This window comes from Mesorhizobium sp. M0848, assembly GCF_040319805.1.
In the GTDB taxonomy this organism is placed as follows: Bacteria; Pseudomonadota; Alphaproteobacteria; order Rhizobiales; family Rhizobiaceae; genus Mesorhizobium.
The window spans coordinates 168,312-184,859 of record NZ_JAMYOM010000006.1; the positions used below are offsets into that span (position 1 = coordinate 168,312).

A 16,548-nucleotide genomic window follows, 5' to 3' on the forward strand; every position below is an offset into this window, starting at 1 on the left:
CTTTTCTGGAAGGCAAAGCGTGATCCGTTACGCGAAACCCACCTCGGTCGACGAAGCGCTCGCTTTGCTTGGCGAGGGCGCCTGGCGCATCCTTGCCGGCGGCACCGATTTCTATCCGGCACAGGGCAGCAAACCCTTCCGCGACAATGTTCTCGACATTAACGGCCTGGGTTCGCTGCGCGGCATTGCCGAGACGAGCGACCATTTCGTCATCGGCGCGCGCACGACCTGGACCGACATCGTCCGCCACCCCTTGCCGCCGGCCTTCGATGCCTTGAAACAGGCGGCGCGCGAGGTCGGCTCGGTGCAGATCCAGAACGTCGCCTCGGTCGCCGGCAATGTCTGCAACGCGTCGCCGGCCGCCGACGGTGTGCCTGCCCTGCTCGTCCTCGATGCCGAGGTCGAGCTGCGCTCGGTGGCAGCCACGCGGCACCTGCCGCTGCAGGACTTCATTCTCGGCAACCGCCGAACGGCTCTGCTGCCCGGTGAGATGGTCACGGCCATCCGCGTGCCGAGACCCGCTGCTACGGGCATGTCGGCTTTCGTCAAGCTCGGCGCGCGCCGTTATCTCGTCATTTCCATTGCCATGGTGGCGGCACGTCTGGTCGTCGAAAACGGCCTTGTCCGGCAAGCGGCGGTCGCCGCCGGCTCCTGCTCGGTGGTGGCCAGGCGGCTGGCCGGCGTCGAAGCCGCGTTGTGCGGGCTGCCGGCGGATGGCGGACTTGCCTTTGCGGTCCTGTCCGCGCCGATGAGCGAACTGTCGCCGATCGCCGATGTGCGCGGCAGCGCCGAATACCGGCTCGATGCGGTGCGCGAGATTGTTGCCCGCGCCGTGCTCGCGGCTGTGGGCCGGACGACTGGCGAAGAGGTGGCGGCATGAGCCAAATTCAGCCTGACGCGCGTGAAGCCTTGCCCGATCCGAGCAGTGCCCAGCCAGGCTTCGGCGCTGCGCGCGCCGATATCGTCTTCGAGGTCAACGGCGCCGCCGTCTCGGTCAATGTGCCGCCGCTGCGCCGGCTGTCTCTGGTGCTGCGCGACGAACTGGGGCTGACCGGCACCAAGGTCGGCTGCGATGCCGGCGATTGCGGCGCCTGTACGGTGCTGGTCGACGGCGATCCCGTCTGCGCCTGCCTGATGCCGGCGGCTTCCGCTGCCGGCGCATCGGTGACGACAGTCGAAGGGCTTTCCAACGGCCGGCTGTCGGCGTTGCAGGCCTCTTTCCTCGCCTACGGCGCCGCGCAGTGCGGGATCTGCACGCCCGCCCTGTTGGTTGCGGCGACGGCGTTGCTGGAGAAGAAGGCGAGCCCCACCGAGGTCGAGGTACAGGACGCGCTCGGCGGAATTCTGTGCCGCTGCACCGGCTACCGGAAGATCATTGCCGCAGTGATGGATGCCTCCGTGCAGGCAGTAAGCCTGGATTTCCGCTTGCCTCCATCCGGCCACGCGATCGGCTCCTCGCCGATCCGACTCGACGGCGTGCCGAAGGTCACCGGGGCTGAGAAATTCGGCGGCGATTCCTTCCCCGCCGATGCGCTGGCCGTGCTGGTGGTCCGCTCGCCGCATTATCACGCCAGTTTCGCCTTCGGCGACCTCGACGGCTGGGCGAAACAGCATCCTGGCATCGCCGGGGTCTTCACCGCCGCCGACATTCCGGGAAAAAACTGTTTCGGCGCTATCGGCCCATTCGCCGACCAGCCGGCGCTGGCCGTAGGTTTTACTCGTCTTCGCGGCGAGGCGGTGGCGCTGGTCGCCGGCGAGCGCGAGGCGATCCTCGATCTCGACCTGTCGGATTTTCCTATCCGCTGGAGCGAACTGCCGCATTTTCTGCAACCCACTGAGGCGCAGGCTGAGGGTGCTGCGCTGATCCATGAAAGTCGGCCGGCGAACCTGCTCACCTCCGGCCTGGTCGAACGCGGCGACCCCGAGACGGCGCTTGCCGGCGCTGCGTTCACCGTGTCCGGCGCCATCGACACCTCCTATGTCGAGCACGCCTATATCGAACCGGAAGCCGGCTATGCCTATCTGGACGGCGACACGCTGGTGGTCGTCGCCTGCACCCAGGCGCCTTATATGGACCGCGACGAGACGGCGAAGGTGCTCGGCCTAGCCGTCGACAAGGTGCGCATCGTGCCGACCGCGACCGGCGGCGGTTTCGGCTCCAAACTCGACGTTTCGCTGCAGCCGCTGATCGGCCTTGTGGCGATGAAGACGGGGCGGCCGGCGGCACTCGCCTACACCCGCAACGAATCGATGATGTCGACCACCAAGCGCCATCCGGCCGAGATGAAAGCGACTATCGGCACCGATGCCGATGGCCTCGTCACCGGCATGATCTTTGAGGGCGATTTCAACACCGGCGCCTATGCAAGCTGGGGCCCTACCGTGGCCAACCGCGTGCCGGTGCACGCCTCCGGACCCTACGCGACGCCGAACTACCGCGCCGAAGGCCGCGCCATTCACACGCATGGGCCAATTTCCGGTGCCTTCCGCGGCTTCGGCGTCCCGCAAGCGACGATCATGCAGGAGACGCTCTATGACGAGCTGGCCGGCAAGCTCGGCATGGACCGGCTCGACTTCCGCTTAAGGAACTGCCTCCGGAACGGCTCCGAAACGGTTACCGGGCAGCGCCTGGAGTCCGGCGTCGGCATTGCCGAATGCCTCGAATCGCTGCAGCCGCATTGGGTGCGCGCGACGGCTGATGCGGATGCATTCAACCGTGCCAACAGGGATAGAAAGCGCGGCGTTGGCGTCGCGTCCTGCTGGTATGGCTGCGGCAACACCTCGCTGCCCAACCCGTCGACAATCCGGGTCGGCATCGCGGCTGACGGCACGGTCATCCTGCACCAGGGCGCCGTCGATATCGGCCAGGGATCCAACACGGTCATCGCCCAGATATGCGCCGACGCGCTCGGCCTGCCGCTTGAGAAATTCAAGTTGAAGAGCGCCGATACAGCCATCACCCCCGACGCCGGCAAGACCTCGGCCTCGCGCCAGACCTTCGTCACCGGCAAGGCGGCCGAAAAGGCCGGCCGCGCCTTGCGTGAAAAGATCCTGCGCTTTGCCAATGTTTCCGAAAACGCAGCCCTGCAACTCGACGGCCCGGCGATCGTCATCCGCGAAGGCGAAGCTGTCCGCCGCATGGACCTCGCCTCGCTCGACGTGGACGCCGAAGGCTTCGTCTTCCGCGCCGAGGAGACCTACGATCCGCCGACGCTGCCCCTCGACGCCAAGGGCCAGGGCAAACCATACGCCGTTTACGGCTATGGCGCGCAGATCGCCGAACTGGAGGTCGACCTCAAGCTCGGCACGGTGAAGCTGCTGAAAATCACCGCCGCGCACGATGTCGGCAAGGCGATCAACCCGCTGCTGGCCGAGGGCCAGATCGAAGGCGGTATCGCGCAAGGCATCGGCATGGCGCTGATGGAAGAGTACATCCCCGGCCGCACCGAGAATCTGCACGACTATCTCATCCCGACCATTGGCGACGTGCCGCCGGTCGAGACCATTCTCATTGAAGTTCCGGACCCGGAAGGACCCTTCGGTGCCAAGGGTTTGGGCGAGCATGTGCTGATCCCGACGGCACCGGCAATCCTCAATGCCATCCGCCACGCCACCGGCGTCCTGGTCACCAAGATACCGGCGACGCCGACGCGTATCCGCGCTGGCATCCGCGAAAAAGATGGCATCCGCGAAAAGGAGGCACGCCGATGAGCGAGCTTGCCGAACGCTTCGAAACCCATGATCCCGGCGAGAAGCTGGTGGCGGAGAAGATCCGCTGCGATGCCTGTCCGGTGATGTGCTACATCGCGGATGGGCGCACGGGCGCCTGCGACCGCTACGGCAATGTCGGCGGCAGGATCGTGCGGATGGACCCGCTGACGATCCTCGACCATGCGGCCGAGACCGGCGCGGCAATCGTGCCGTTCATTGCCGAAGGCGAGGCCTGGGACGGCGAACTGGTCAACACCGGCCGCCGCTTCGTCACGGCAATCGGCGCCGGCACCACCTATCCCGACTACAAGCCGGCCCCGTTCATCGTCAGCCAGGAAGTCGAAGGCGTCGATCTCGTGACCGTGGTCACCGAAGGCATTTTTTCGTATTGCGGCGTCAAGGTGAAGATCGACACCGACCGTCATATCGGACCCGAAACGGCTGTCGTGCGATCGCAAGGCGAAGCGATCGGCCATGTCACGACGGGAGAATATGGCTCGCAGATGCTGTCGCTGGGCGGTGTGCATCACCTGACCGGCGGCTCCAAGGCCGAGGGCCGCGCCACCTGCGACGCTCTGCTCAATCTGTGCAACCGCAAGCCGGTGGAACTGGCCATCGACGGCGGCGCCACCATAACAGTCGAAGCCGGCAAGGCGCCTGTCATCGACGGCAAGCAGGAACACCGCATGCGCGTCGGCTGCGGCTCGGCGACCATCGGCATGTTCGCCACGCAATGGCGCGGCCTGGTCGACGAGGTGGTGGTGGTCGACGACCACATCACCGGCGTCGTTTCCGAGCACCAGGCCGGCAAGGTGCTGGGCTGGCAGGATACGGGCATCAAGATCATTGGCCGCCGTTCGACGCCGGGCCGCTATTTCAAGGTCTCCGAACCCGGTCTCGGCTGGGGCGGCACCAGCATTTCCGACCCACTGTCGATCCTCGGCGAGTGGAACGCCAAGAAAGGCGCGCGGCCGGGTCTGTCGCTGCTGATGGTGTCGACCACCGGCGAGCAGTTCGCCTATTACGAGCTCGATGACGAGCTGAAACCGGTGCAAAAACCTTTCCCCGAACGGCTGCAAAAGTCGGTCGGCCTGATCGAGGACAATTGCGAGCCGGCTTTGTGCACGGTGCTGTTCATCGGCGGTGCCGGCGGTTCGCTGCGGGCCGGCGTCACCGAAAACCCGGTCAATCTCACCCGCTCGGTTCAGGGCCTGAAGACCTATGTGACGGTCGGCGGCGCGCCGGTCTATGTTTGGCCGGGCGGCGGCATCACGCTGATGGTCGATGTCACACGAGTGCCGGAAGGCGCCTTCGGCTATGTGCCGACGCCGGCGCTGGTGGCCCCGATCGAGTTCACGCTGCGCCGCGACGACTATGTCAGGCTCGGCGGCTACGAGGCCGAGATACGCAGCGTCGAGGACATTGTCGCAAAAGGCGGTGAGTACCTGAATCCGCGCCGCGGCACCGGCGCCGAAGCCAACAATCCATGGCCGCCACTCGCGCAGCTACGTCGTGCCGGCCCGAACGGGGCCGGGTGATGCAAGGTCCGCAAACCCATTGGCTGCAGGACGGCAGGCGGCTGCATCTCAACCACGGGCCGATCGACCTGATCGTCGAGGTTTTTGGTGAGGCGGATGAATGCCGCCGAGCCTATGAACAAGCCGTAGCGCGGTTCCAGACGATCCTGATGGAGCTGGTCGAGGAACTCCCCGAATTGCGGCTGCCGGCGTTTTTCCTGGCGCCGCGCACATTCGCCGGCCCGACGGCGCGCCGCATGGAGGCAGCCGTCATGCCCCTGGCGGAATGCTTCATAACACCGATGGCCGCCGTCGCGGGATCGGTAGCCGACGAAATGCTCGCCGCATTGCTTGAGGGTCGCAAGCTCGATCGCGCCTATGTCAACAACGGTGGCGACTGCGCAATCCATATCGGCAGGGGACAGTCGATGGGATTGGCGGTCGCCGGCACCGGCAACGGCATGGCCGACCGGATCACGATCCGCGCGGAAGATGGCGTTCGTGGCGTTGCCACCAGCGGCTGGCGCGGCCGCTCCTTCTCGCTTGGCATTGCCGACGCCGTCACCGTGCTCGCGCGGACCGGCGCCGAGGCCGATGCGGCGGCGACCCTCATTGCCAACGCAGTGGACCTGCCTGGCAATCCCGCCATCAGACGCATTTCCGCACATGAACTGTCGCCCGACAGCGATCTTGGCTCGCTGCTGGTGACCCAACACGTCGGCACGCTTGCACCTGGCGAAGTGGCGCAGGCGCTGGACAATGGCCTTGCCGTCGCCGAAGATTTTCGCCGGCGCGGCCTCATTGCCGGATCGGCGTTGTTTCTTGGCGGTGAGGCCCGCATCAGTGGCTCGGTTGCGCTTGCCGCGCCCAACAAAAGTTCGAGGGAGGAGGTTGCCCATGCCTGAGTTTCCGATCCGCAAGATCGCGGTGCTGACCGAAGAGATTTTTCACGAGGGCGGGCCGGTGGCCAGGGTGCCGCGCCGCCGCGCCGCCGCCATGGCGCTCGTGAAAAACCCGTTCGCCGGGCGCTATGTCGAGGAGCTGCAGAGCGCCATGGACGATCTCAAGCCGCTCGGCCTGCTGCTCGCCGACCGGCTGATCGCGGCGCTCGGCGGCGACGTCAAGCAGATCGACGGCTACGGCAAGGGCGCCATTGTCGGCACGGCGGGTGAGCTGGAACACGGCGCGCTGTGGCATGTGCCCGGCGGCTACGCCATGCGCGAGCGGCTCGGCGACGCCAAGGCGATCGTGCCATCGGCGAAGAAGGTCGGCGCTTTCGGTTCGAAGCTCGACGTGCCGCTCGGCCACATCAACGCCGCCTATGTGCGCAGCCATTTCGACGCCATGGAAGTCGGCATGTCCGATGGTCCGCGCCCCGACGAGATCCTGTTCTGCCTCGCCATGACCTGCGGCCCGCGCATCCACGATCGCATGGGTGGTCTCGCGGCCGATGACATCAAAGCCTGGGATGGCTTGCGGTGAGCGGCGAGGACAATCTGCTCAAGCTGGTCGAGGTCGAGGCGCCGGACGACCAGGATTACCTCCTGCAGGAGCAGGTCGGCTTCATCCTGCGCAAGGCGCATCAGCGCCATGTCGCGATCTTTGCCGCGCATATCGGCGACCTGACGCCGCCGCAATTCGCGGCGTTGGCCAAGCTGCGTGACGTCGGCGAGACCTCGCAGAACCAGCTCGGCACGCTGATCGCGATGGATGCGGCGACGGTGAAGGGCGTCATCGACCGGCTGAAGGCGCGCGGCCTGGTCGAGCTTTCCAAGCACGAGGTCGACAAAAGACGGCTTCTGGTCAATCTGACCGCGGCAGGCCGCGATGCGATCGAGCGCCTGATCCCGCTGGCGCGCGAGATCACCCAGGAGACGCTGGCGCCGCTCTCCGCCAAGGAGATCGCCACCTTCATGAAGCTGCTGGTGAAGCTGGCTTAGACCGCCGGGCGCCAAAAAGGCACCCGGCAGGAAGCTTGGCTCAGAGGCCGTTGTCCTTCAGCACCTGGGCAGCGTTTTCCTTGGTGATCTTCTCGGTCGGCAGAGTGATGGTCTTTTCGACCTTCTCGCCGTTGAGGAACTTGATCGCCTGGCGCAGGCCTTCGGCGCCGGGAGTGACATAGGTGAAGGTCGCCGTCAGCTCGCCCTTGTTCACCATCTGCACGCCTTCATTGGGCAGGCCGTCGATGCCGATGAACTTGATGTCCTTCTCGCGGCCGACATCCTTGGCGGCGAGATAGGCGCCATAGGCCATCGGGTCGTTGTGGCCGTAAACGAGATCGATCTTCTCGTTGCTCTTCAGCGCGTTGGCCATCAGATTGTAGGCCTGGTCCTGCTTCCAGTCGCCCGATTGCTGGTCGAGCAGATATTTGATGCCCGGTTCCTTGTCGGTGAATTCATGGAAACCGTCATGGCGGTCATGCGCCGGCTGGGTGCCCATGCCGCCCCAGATCTCGACGACGTTGCCTGCAGCCTTGCCCTTGCCGCCAAGCAGTTCGACGGCATATTCGCCGGCCGCGCGACCGATCAGCGCGTTGTCGCCGCCGACGAACTGCGTGTAGTCCTTGGTGTCGACATTGCGGTCGAGCACGAAGACCGGGATCTTGGCGTCGATCGCCTGCTGCACGACGCCGGTCAAGCCGGCAGATTCCTTCGGTGACACCAACAGCGCATCGACCTCCTGGCGGATCAGGTTCTCGACATCGGCGACCTGCTTTTCGGTCTTGTCCTCGCCGTCGGTGATGATCAGTTCGACCTCGGGATGCTTGGCGGCTTCGGCCAGGATGTCCTTGTTGAACTGCGCGCGCCAGGGCTCGATGGTCGTCACCTGCGAGAAGCCGATCTTCCACTTCTTGTCCTGGGCGAAGGCATTGCCGGTGGTCAGAAGCGCGGTGGTGGTCAGCAGCGCCGCGGTCAGGGCGGCAAGCTTCAGCATGTCACGTCGTTTCATTTTTTGTTTCCTCCGAGATTGAGAGACGGTGTCTCTTGCGACGGCCGCTTTGCCGCGGCCGTTTCCTTGTGCGCCGATTGCCCGCCGGGCAGGCGCAGATAGGCCAGGAGATCACCGGCATTGCGCTCCTGCACGAGCACGGTGCCGATGATGATCATCCCCTTCAGCACCAGCTGAAGGTTCGAATTGATGTTGTGGAGCTGCAGGATGTTGGAGAGCAGGCCGAAGATCAGCACGCCGCAGAACGTGCCGGTGAGACTGCCGCGGCCGCCCATCAGGCTGGTGCCGCCGATGACCACGGCGGCGATGGCATCGAGCTCCAGCCCGGCGCCGGCATCCGGCTTGCCTTGCCGGTACTGCGCGACATAGAGCACGGCGGCGATGCCGGCGAGCAGCCCGGAGACAGCATAGGTAGCGATCTTGACGCGGCCGGCGGCGATGCCGGAGAGGCGCGCCGCCTCCTCGTTGCCGCCGATGGCGTAGACATAGCGGCCGAACGGCGTGAAGCGCAGCACCGCGCCATAGATCAGGATGGCGCCGAGGAAGAACAGGCCCGGCATCGGGATGATGCCGAACACCAGCGAGCGCAGGATCTCGAAATCGGCGGTCGCGTTGGAGCCGGTATAGACCGGCAGCACCGCATTGTTCTGGCCGGCGGTCAGCCGGGCGATGCCGAGCGCCGTCACCATCATCGCCAAGGTGACGATGAAGGGTTGCAGCCGCCCGGCAACGATGATGAAGCCGTTGAGCGCGCCGAACAGCAAGCCGACGCATGGCGCCACCAGCAGCACGCCGAGCACGCCGAATTTCGGCTCGATCTGCGGCAGCAGAAACCACAGCGACAGGCAGCACAGGACCACGCCGACGGCGGCGGGCGTGACCAGGCCGCGAATCCCGTCCAACTTGATCTCACGGAGGAGGTCGGCGCCGGCACGGGATTTTGCCAGGTTCTGGAAAATGAAGCGGGTGACGACGAAACCGAGGCAAAGCGCCACCAAAGCGACGGTCGGCACGCCCAGCACGACGCCTGGTGTCACGCCTGGAACCGTCAGCAGCATGGCGCAGACCACCGAGCAGATAGCCATCAGCGAGCCGACGGAGAGATCGATGCCGCCGGTGATGATCACAGCCGTCATGCCGGTGGCGATCAGGCCGGTGGTCGACACCTGGCGCAGCACATCGAGCAGATTGCCGTAGGAGAGGAAGATGTTGTTGCCCTTCGAGCTCATCGGCGAGCCGAGCACGCCGATCAGGAAGATGGCGATCAGGCCCCAATAGAGCTTGGTTCGGGACAGGAGTTTCAGGGCAGTCATGCGGCTGGTCTCGATATGGTCCGACGCGGGGCGGCGAGGCGCATGATGGCCTCCTCACTGGCCGCGTCGCGGGAAAGAATGCCTGTCTGGCGGCCATCGGCCATCACCAGGATGCGGTCGGAGAGGTGCAGCAGCTCCGGCAGTTCGGAGCTGATGACGGCGATGGCGAGGCCGTCGCGCGCCAGCCTGAAGATCAGGTCGTAGATCTCGCGCTTGGCGCCGACATCGATGCCGCGCGTCGGCTCGTCGAGCAGCAGCACCCTTGGCCTGGTTGCCAGCCACTTGCCGATGACGACCTTCTGCTGGTTGCCGCCCGACAACGTACCGGCGGGCTGATCGATGTCCCGGCAGCGGATGCCGAGGGCCTCGACCGCCTGCCGCGCCAGCCCCTGCTCGCCGGCCAGCGAGCGGATGCCGAAGCGGGCCAGCGAGCCGACCAGCGGCAGCGCGACATTGTCCGCGATCGAAGCCTGCAGATGCAACCCTTGCGTCTTGCGATCCTCGGTCACCAGCGCGATGCCCAGCCGCCTTGCATCGCGCGGCGAACGGATATCCATGCGCTGGCCGTCGATACGGATTTCGCCGCCGGTGCGGCCATCGCTCGAACCGAAGATCGCTTCCAGGATCTCGGTGCGGCCCGAACCCAGCAGCCCGCCAATGCCAAGGATTTCTCCAGCGGCAAGATCGAAGCCGACGCCGTCGATCACCGTGCGCCAGCCATGCGCATCGGGCTTCGACAGCGACAGGTTTTCGACCGAAAGCACGGTCATGCCAGTGGTGTTGCGCTCTTCCTGGGAGGAAGCAAGCAGGTTGCGGCCGACCATCGCCGAAATGATCGCATCTTCGTCGAGCCTGGCCATCGGCTCGGTCAGCACATGGCGTCCGTCGCGAAACACGGTGACGCGGCCGGCCAGATGCATGACCTCGTCGATGCGGTGCGAGATGTAGACGATGGCGACACCGCTGTCGACAAGCTGGCGGATGATGCGGAACAGCCGCTGGCATTCGGCCGGCGACAGCGCCGAGGTCGGCTCGTCCATGATCAGGATGCGTGCCGACATAGACAGTGCCTTGGCGATCTCGACCAGTTGCTGCTCGCCGACACGCAGGGCGCCGACGCGGGCTTGCGGATCGAGTTCGATGCCGAGCCGCTGCAACAATGTGCCCGCCGCGCGGCTGCTCGCCTTGCGGTCGACGATCAGGCCCGCGATCAGCTTCTCGCGGCCGAGGAAGATGTTGTCGGCGACGCTGAGTTCGGGCACCAGGTTGAGCTCCTGATGAATGATGGCGATGCCGGCATCCTCGGCGTCGCGCACGCCGCCGAAGCTGACCGGGCGGCCATCGACGCTGACCGTGCCGTCATAGCCGGTATAGACGCCGGAGAGGATCTTCATCAGCGTCGACTTGCCGGCGCCGTTCTCGCCCATCAAGGCATGAACCTCGCCGCGACGCAGCTCAAAGCCGACATCGACAAGCGCGGCGATGCCGCCGAAGCTCTTGGAAATGCGCTCGGCACTCAGAACGGTGTCCGACCGATCAGCCGCACCGTGCTCCGGGGACAGGGAATTGCTCTCTTGCATGACAATGGCGGCCTCCCTTCCGTCGTCGTCAATTTCCCGCAAACGCTAATCTAAACGTTTCGATCAAGTCAAGCCGATATAAGGTGCCGGACGTTTGATGCAATTTCGATTCTTGCTTAAAAGGACAGGATTCCGTACGTGTTGGCCAGCAAGGGGTGGCGAAACGTTTCGAAAATGACAGCGTCAGGGCAAAAAAGACACCGCAAATCCACCGCGCCCACCATGCTTCATGTGGCTGAAGCGGCGCGTGTTTCTGTCGCCACCGTTTCGGCGCTGATCAATGGCACGGCGACGGTCAGCCCGGAGCTTAGCCAGCGCATCGAGCAGGCGATCCGCGATATCGGCTACAAGCGCAACGCGATCGCCCGCAGCCTGAAGATGGGCACGACCCGCACCATCGGACTGACCGTGCCGCACATCACCAACCCGTTCTTCACCGATGTCGTCTCGGTCATCCAGCAGGCCTTCGACCGGGCCGGCTATGCCGTCATGCTGTGCTGCACGGACGAGGATTTGAACACCCAGGACGACCAGATCAGGCTGCTGCTCGACCGCATGGTCGACGGGCTGATCGTGGCGCGCGTCGGCGACGGCGCGATCCTCAAGCGGATCGTCGACGACGCCAACGTGCCGGTCGTGCTGCTCGATCGTATCTGCAAAGGCGTCGACACCGATGCCGTGGTGCTGGACAACCAGCGCGCGGTGTTCGACGCCATCACCTATCTGATCAATCTCGGCCACCGGCGCATCGGTTACATCACCGGCACCTCGGACATCTCGCCGATGCATGACCGCATGGCAGGATATCGCGAGGCGCTTCACGCCGCCGGCCTGCCGATCGCCGAAGAACTGATCCGCTTCGGCAATTTCCATGAGATCGACGGCTATACCGAAACCATGCAGATGCTTTCCTCGCATGATCGGCCAAGTGCTATCTTCTCGGCCAACAACCCGATGGTGATCGGCACCATGAAGGCGATCCGCGACATCGGCCTGTCCTGCCCGGAAGACATTTCGGTCGCCTGCTTCGACGACTTTCCATGGTCCGACGTGTTCCAGCCGCAGTTGACCACGGTGGCCCAGCCGGTGCAGGCGATCGGAGAACAGGCGGCCAATCTGCTTCTCGACCGTCTCGCCGGCAACAGGGACGCGCCGCCGCGCAAGCTTTTGCTCAAGGGTAGGCTGATGATCCGCAATTCATGCCGCCCGCTCGGGGCGATGGCGCAGAGCGTAAGCGCGTAGTCTTTCGCCAGCGTATATTCGTACCAGGAGTTGTCAGGCCGCCTGCGACAGGGATTTGTGCGCCTCGGCCAGGATCTCGAACGATCGCACCCGCGCCGCATGATCAAAAATCTGCGCGGTGACCATCAGTTCGTCGGCGCCGGTGCGGCGCACGAAGGCATCGATGCCTTGCCGCACCGTTTCCGGGGAGCCTACGACGGCGCAGGACAATGCCTGGCCGAGCATTGTCTTTGCCATGGGATCGAGATCGCGGTCATAGTTCTCGACAGGTGGCGGCAGCCGGCCGGCCCGACCGGTGCGCAGATTGACGAAAGCCTGTTGCAGCGAGGTGAACAACAAACGGGCCTCCGCATCGGTGGGCGCGGCGAAGACATTGAGGCCAAGCATGACATGCGGCTTGTCGAGCTGCTCGGACGGCTGGAAGCGCGAGCGGTAGACATCCAGCGCGTGATCCAGCTCCGCCGGCGCGAAATGCGAAGCGAAGGCGTAGGGCAGGCCGAGCATGGCGGCGAGCTGCGCGCCGTAGAGGCTGGAGCCAAGAATCCAGACCGGCACGTCCTGGCCTTCGCCGGGCACGGCGCGGATACGCTGGCCTTCCTCAGCCGGCTGGAAATAGCCCATCAGCTCGACGACATCCTGAGGGAAATTGTCGACCCCGGCCTCGAGATTGCGGCGCAAGGCACGGGCGGTGCCCATGTCGGTGCCGGGCGCCCGGCCGATGCCGAGATCGATGCGGCCCGGATGCAAGGCGGCCAGCGTGCCGAACTGCTCGGCAATCACAAGCGGCGAATGGTTGGGCAGCATGATACCGCCGGCGCCGACGCGAATGGTCTTGGTGCCGCCGGCGACATGGGCAATGACGACGGCTGTGGCCGCGCTGGCGATACCCGGCATGTTGTGATGCTCGGCCAGCCAGAAACGCTTGTAGCCCAGGCGCTCGGCATGGCGGGCAAGATCGAGCGAGTTGGCCAGCGACTGCGAGGCATCGCTGCCTTCGACGATCGGCGACAGGTCGAGAACGGAAAGAGCGGTCATGGGTGGGATCCTGTGTCAGGACCGCATGTAGGAAGCATCCGGCGGCGCCGCAAATTCAAAAATATTGATCAGCCTTTGACAGCTTCGGGGTCGGCGATGTCGTCCTCCTCGACGACAACCGCGTGCTGCGCGGAGAGAAAATTGCCGACATGGCTAAGCCCGTCGAAATGATCGCAGAATACCTTGATGACGACCAGCAGCGGCACCGCCATCAGGGCGCCGACGAAGCCCCACAGCCATGACCAGAAGGCGATGGCGATCAAGATCGCCACGGCGTTGATCTCCAGGCGCCGGCCGACCACCATCGGCGTCACGAACTGGCCTTCGACGATGTCGCACAAGATCACGAAGGCCGGCGCCAGAAGCGCGTAGAAGATGGTATCGAAGCTGATCAACGCCATGACCGTGACAAGCGCAATGGTGATCAGCGCTCCGACATAGGGCAAGAAGTTGAGCAACGCCGCGGCGGCTCCCCAGACCAGCGGATTGGGCATGCCAAGCGCCCACAGACCGAGAGCGATGACTGTGCCAAGGCCGGCATTGATGATGGTGACGGTGAGCAGATAGTGCGAGATTTCGCGCTCGACGTCATAGACGACGCGCAGCGCCCGTTTCTTTTCGCTGAGGCGGGCGAAGGACTGGATGATCTTTTCATAAAACATCGTGCCGGAGGCGAGCAGGAACAGCGACAGCACGAAGATGATGGTCAGGCCTGTTCCCGCCGACAGGATGTTGCTGGCGGCCGCCGACAGGATGCCGGACTGCGCCACCGCCACCCTCTGAATGCCCGGCTCCTGCGAAGTCTGGGTCAGCTGTTCGATCTGATGCGAAATCTGCATGATCTTCTCGAGCGGGCGGCGCAATTGTGCCAGCCGTTCGGCAAGTTGCTGGCCTATCGAAGAGGTGTTGTTGATGAGGTCGATGATCGGTCCGCTGAGCAGGTAGCCTACGCTGGCAAAGATGCAGATCGACACCAGCACCAGAAGGGTCGCCGAAATCACTTCGGAGATGCCGTGCCTGCGCAGGAGCCTAACGATCGGCGTCAGCGTCAGCGCCAGCAGGAAAGCCAGAATGACCGGCATGAAGAAAGCGCGAGCGAAGTAGAGCGCATAGATGGCCATGAACAGGAAAATGCCGACGAGCAGCGAACGCATCAGATGCGTGTCGGCGCGGGCCGCAACGCGCGAATCCGATTCGTCGGCGACGGCGTGAGCCAAGGCAGCGGGTTCGGTTTTCATGCTCACCCTCGAGCCGGCGCCCTCGGCGATCGGCTATTGCCTGCATGAACGCAGAGTTATGGGCGCAGGTTCCATGAGCCGGCTTCCGGAATGAGGCCGCTCGCACCGGACTCCGGGTCAGGCGACCGGCGCTGCCGGTGCCGGCTCAGCCTTGGCTGTTTCCTTGCGTACGATTGGCGCCACCCTGGTGCCGTAGAGTTCGATCGCCTTCATGATCTTGGCATGCGGCATGGTGCCGATCGCCATCTGCAGCAGGAAGCGGTCGTTTTTGAAGATCTTGTGCTGGGCGACGATCTTCTCAGCCACTTGCTCGGGGCCGCCGACGAACAAGGCCCCGTTCGGGCCGCGCGACTGGTCGAAATGCGCTTGGGATGTCGGACCCCAGCCGCGCTCGCGGCCGATGCGGTTCATCACCTCCGCCTGCGGGCGGTAAAAATCGTCGGCCGCCTGCTCGGTCGTCTCTGCGATGAAGCCGTGCACGTTGATGCTGGTGGCGAGGCCCGCCAGATCACTACCGGCGCGCTTGGCGGCTTCGCGGTAGAGATCGAACAGCGGCGCGAAACGCGCCGGCTCGCCGCCAATGATGGCGAGCGCCAGCGGCAGGCCGAGCGCGCCAGCGCGGGCGGCAGACTGCGGCGTGCCGCCAATGGCGATCCAGACCGGCAGCCTGTCCTGGAAGGGCCGGGGATAAACGCCGCGATCGTTGATCGGCGCGCGCAGATTGCCCGACCAGGTGACCTTCACGCTGTCGCGGATGGCAAGCAGCAGATCGAGCTTTTCGGCGAACAGCTCGTCATAATCCTCGAGGTTGTAACCGAACAGCGGGAAGGATTCGATGAACGAGCCGCGCCCGGCCATGATCTCGGCGCGGCCGCCCGACAGAAGATCGAGCGTGGCGAATTGCTGGAAAACGCGCACCGGGTCGTCGGAGGACAGAACGGTGACCGCGCTGGTCAGCTTGATGCGCTTCGAACGCTCGGCCGCCGCGGCCAAGGCCACGACCGGTGCGGAGGCGGCATAGTCGGGCCGGTGATGCTCGCCGAGGCCGAAGACGTCGAGGCCGACCTGGTCGGCCAGTTCGACCTCCTCGATCAGGTTGCGCAGCCGCTCATGCGGGCCGATTGCGCCGGGGCCCGGCTGCGGGCTGACGTCGGCGAAGGTGTAGAGACCGAGTTCCATCTAAGGTCATCCTGATGTTGGAATTTGCCGCTAGACGTAGCCATCCGCCAACCTCGCTGCCAGAGGGGCGACGGTGAACAGTGCATGTCGTTTTCGACTCTATCTCTTCGTCGCAATTCCCAAGGGAAAGCGCTGCGCGCTTTTCCCGGGAAAACCGCTTCACACTTCTCCTGGAATTGCTCCAAAGGCGTCTCCCGGCTGCAACAGCCGACAATTTCATGGCTGCCATGCCGTTTTGGCGCTTGAACTCTCGGTTTTCGCGCGTATGTAAGCGTCGCGAATTGACTTCAGGGAAGTGGACTTGGCTATCTACAGGGAAAAAGACGTTTTCGAGCGGCGCAACGCCGCAAACGAGGCAAAGAAGGCGCTCCTCGAGCGCTTCAAGGCAAAGCCGGCGGCGGATGATCCCGCAGTGCTGGCGCGGCAGGCTGAACGCAAGGCTATCCTTGCGGCTCGCGAAATCCGCGAGGCCGAAAAGGCCCGGCTGAAGCAGGAGAAGCTGGCACGCGAAGCGGTCGAGAAGGCCGAGCGCGAGGCAGCAGCCGAAGCGGCACGTATCGCCGCCGAGGAAGCTGCACAGGCTGAGGCCAAGATTCGGGAATCCGAAGAGAACGAGCGCATCGCCCGTTTTCTGGCCGATGAAGCCGAGCGCAAGGCCAAGCGTGACGCGCGTTATGCGGCACGCAAGCAGCGCACCGGCAGGACGCCGCCGGGCTTCTCGGCCCGCTAGCCTCCAGGCTACGAAGCAATCGGCTTCGAGAACCAGGGTCGCCTCGCAGCGGCC

14 protein-coding genes are annotated in these 16,548 nt (G+C 64.8%); 8 read left to right on the forward strand and 6 right to left on the reverse strand.

Going from position 1 to position 16,548, the window contains the following annotated elements; translation table 11 throughout:
- The first annotated feature begins 19 nt into the window (after nucleotides 1-19).
- Genes NKH95_RS08825 through NKH95_RS08850 form a run of 6 tightly spaced genes read left to right on the forward strand, consistent with a single transcriptional unit; the run spans nucleotide 20 to nucleotide 7,168 of the window.
- Nucleotides 20-880 (forward strand): FAD binding domain-containing protein, encoded by an 861-nt coding sequence (locus NKH95_RS08825; protein ID WP_128304201.1) that lies wholly within the window; start codon nucleotides 20-22, stop codon nucleotides 878-880.
- Nucleotides 877-3,711, forward strand: coding sequence for a molybdopterin-dependent oxidoreductase (locus NKH95_RS08830; protein WP_352891357.1), 2,835 nt, complete (start codon nucleotides 877-879; stop codon nucleotides 3,709-3,711). The genes NKH95_RS08825 and NKH95_RS08830 overlap by 4 nt, the downstream gene beginning before the upstream one ends.
- Nucleotides 3,708-5,249, forward strand: coding sequence for a 6-hydroxynicotinate reductase (locus tag NKH95_RS08835; protein WP_352440582.1), 1,542 nt, complete (start codon nucleotides 3,708-3,710; stop codon nucleotides 5,247-5,249). The genes NKH95_RS08830 and NKH95_RS08835 overlap by 4 nt, the downstream gene beginning before the upstream one ends.
- Nucleotides 5,249-6,133 (forward strand): UPF0280 family protein, encoded by an 885-nt coding sequence (locus NKH95_RS08840; RefSeq protein ID WP_352440583.1) that lies wholly within the window; start codon nucleotides 5,249-5,251, stop codon nucleotides 6,131-6,133. The genes NKH95_RS08835 and NKH95_RS08840 overlap by 1 nt, the downstream gene beginning before the upstream one ends.
- Nucleotides 6,126-6,710, forward strand: coding sequence for an amino acid synthesis family protein (locus NKH95_RS08845; RefSeq protein WP_352891358.1), 585 nt, complete (start codon nucleotides 6,126-6,128; stop codon nucleotides 6,708-6,710). The genes NKH95_RS08840 and NKH95_RS08845 overlap by 8 nt, the downstream gene beginning before the upstream one ends.
- On the forward strand, nucleotides 6,707-7,168 hold the full coding sequence (locus tag NKH95_RS08850; RefSeq protein ID WP_352440585.1) for a MarR family winged helix-turn-helix transcriptional regulator: 462 nt from the start codon (nucleotides 6,707-6,709) through the stop codon (nucleotides 7,166-7,168). Before NKH95_RS08845 ends, NKH95_RS08850 begins: the two co-directional genes overlap by 4 nt.
- A gap of 40 nt (nucleotides 7,169-7,208) precedes the next feature.
- Here NKH95_RS08850 and NKH95_RS08855 read toward each other — a convergent pair whose 3' ends face one another.
- Genes NKH95_RS08855 through NKH95_RS08865 form a run of 3 tightly spaced genes read right to left on the reverse strand, consistent with a single transcriptional unit; the run spans nucleotide 7,209 to nucleotide 11,070 of the window.
- On the reverse strand, nucleotides 7,209-8,177 hold the full coding sequence (locus NKH95_RS08855) for a substrate-binding domain-containing protein (RefSeq protein WP_023810744.1): 969 nt from the start codon (nucleotides 8,175-8,177) through the stop codon (nucleotides 7,209-7,211).
- Entirely contained in the window at nucleotides 8,174-9,490 is a 1,317-nt protein-coding gene (locus tag NKH95_RS08860) for an ABC transporter permease (protein ID WP_352891359.1), read from the reverse strand. The genes NKH95_RS08855 and NKH95_RS08860 overlap by 4 nt, the downstream gene beginning before the upstream one ends.
- Nucleotides 9,487-11,070 carry a sugar ABC transporter ATP-binding protein gene (locus tag NKH95_RS08865; RefSeq protein ID WP_352797164.1) on the reverse strand — a complete coding sequence of 528 codons (1,584 nt, stop codon included), beginning with the start codon at nucleotides 11,068-11,070 and terminating at the stop codon, nucleotides 9,487-9,489. Before NKH95_RS08865 ends, NKH95_RS08860 begins: the two co-directional genes overlap by 4 nt.
- A 222-nt stretch (nucleotides 11,071-11,292) precedes the next feature.
- On the opposite strand from NKH95_RS08865, the gene NKH95_RS08870 reads away from it, so the two are divergent.
- Nucleotides 11,293-12,312 (forward strand): LacI family DNA-binding transcriptional regulator, encoded by a 1,020-nt coding sequence (locus tag NKH95_RS08870; RefSeq protein WP_352673003.1) that lies wholly within the window; start codon nucleotides 11,293-11,295, stop codon nucleotides 12,310-12,312.
- A gap of 33 nt (nucleotides 12,313-12,345) precedes the next feature.
- Here the strand turns inward: NKH95_RS08870 and NKH95_RS08875 are convergent, their stop codons facing one another.
- From NKH95_RS08875 to NKH95_RS08885, 3 genes are all read right to left on the reverse strand, one after another.
- Complete coding sequence (locus NKH95_RS08875; protein ID WP_023810748.1) at nucleotides 12,346-13,347, reverse strand: LLM class flavin-dependent oxidoreductase; 1,002 nt, start codon at nucleotides 13,345-13,347, stop codon at nucleotides 12,346-12,348.
- A 68-nt stretch (nucleotides 13,348-13,415) separates the two neighbouring features.
- Complete coding sequence (locus NKH95_RS08880) at nucleotides 13,416-14,585, reverse strand: AI-2E family transporter (RefSeq protein ID WP_023810749.1); 1,170 nt, start codon at nucleotides 14,583-14,585, stop codon at nucleotides 13,416-13,418.
- Nucleotides 14,586-14,702: 117 nt separating this feature from the next.
- On the reverse strand, nucleotides 14,703-15,764 hold the full coding sequence (locus NKH95_RS08885; protein WP_352797169.1) for an LLM class flavin-dependent oxidoreductase: 1,062 nt from the start codon (nucleotides 15,762-15,764) through the stop codon (nucleotides 14,703-14,705).
- A 301-nt stretch (nucleotides 15,765-16,065) separates the two neighbouring features.
- On the opposite strand from NKH95_RS08885, the gene NKH95_RS08890 reads away from it, so the two are divergent.
- Entirely contained in the window at nucleotides 16,066-16,494 is a 429-nt protein-coding gene (locus NKH95_RS08890; RefSeq protein ID WP_023761392.1) for a DUF6481 family protein, read from the forward strand.
- Nucleotides 16,495-16,548: the final 54 nt, after the last annotated feature.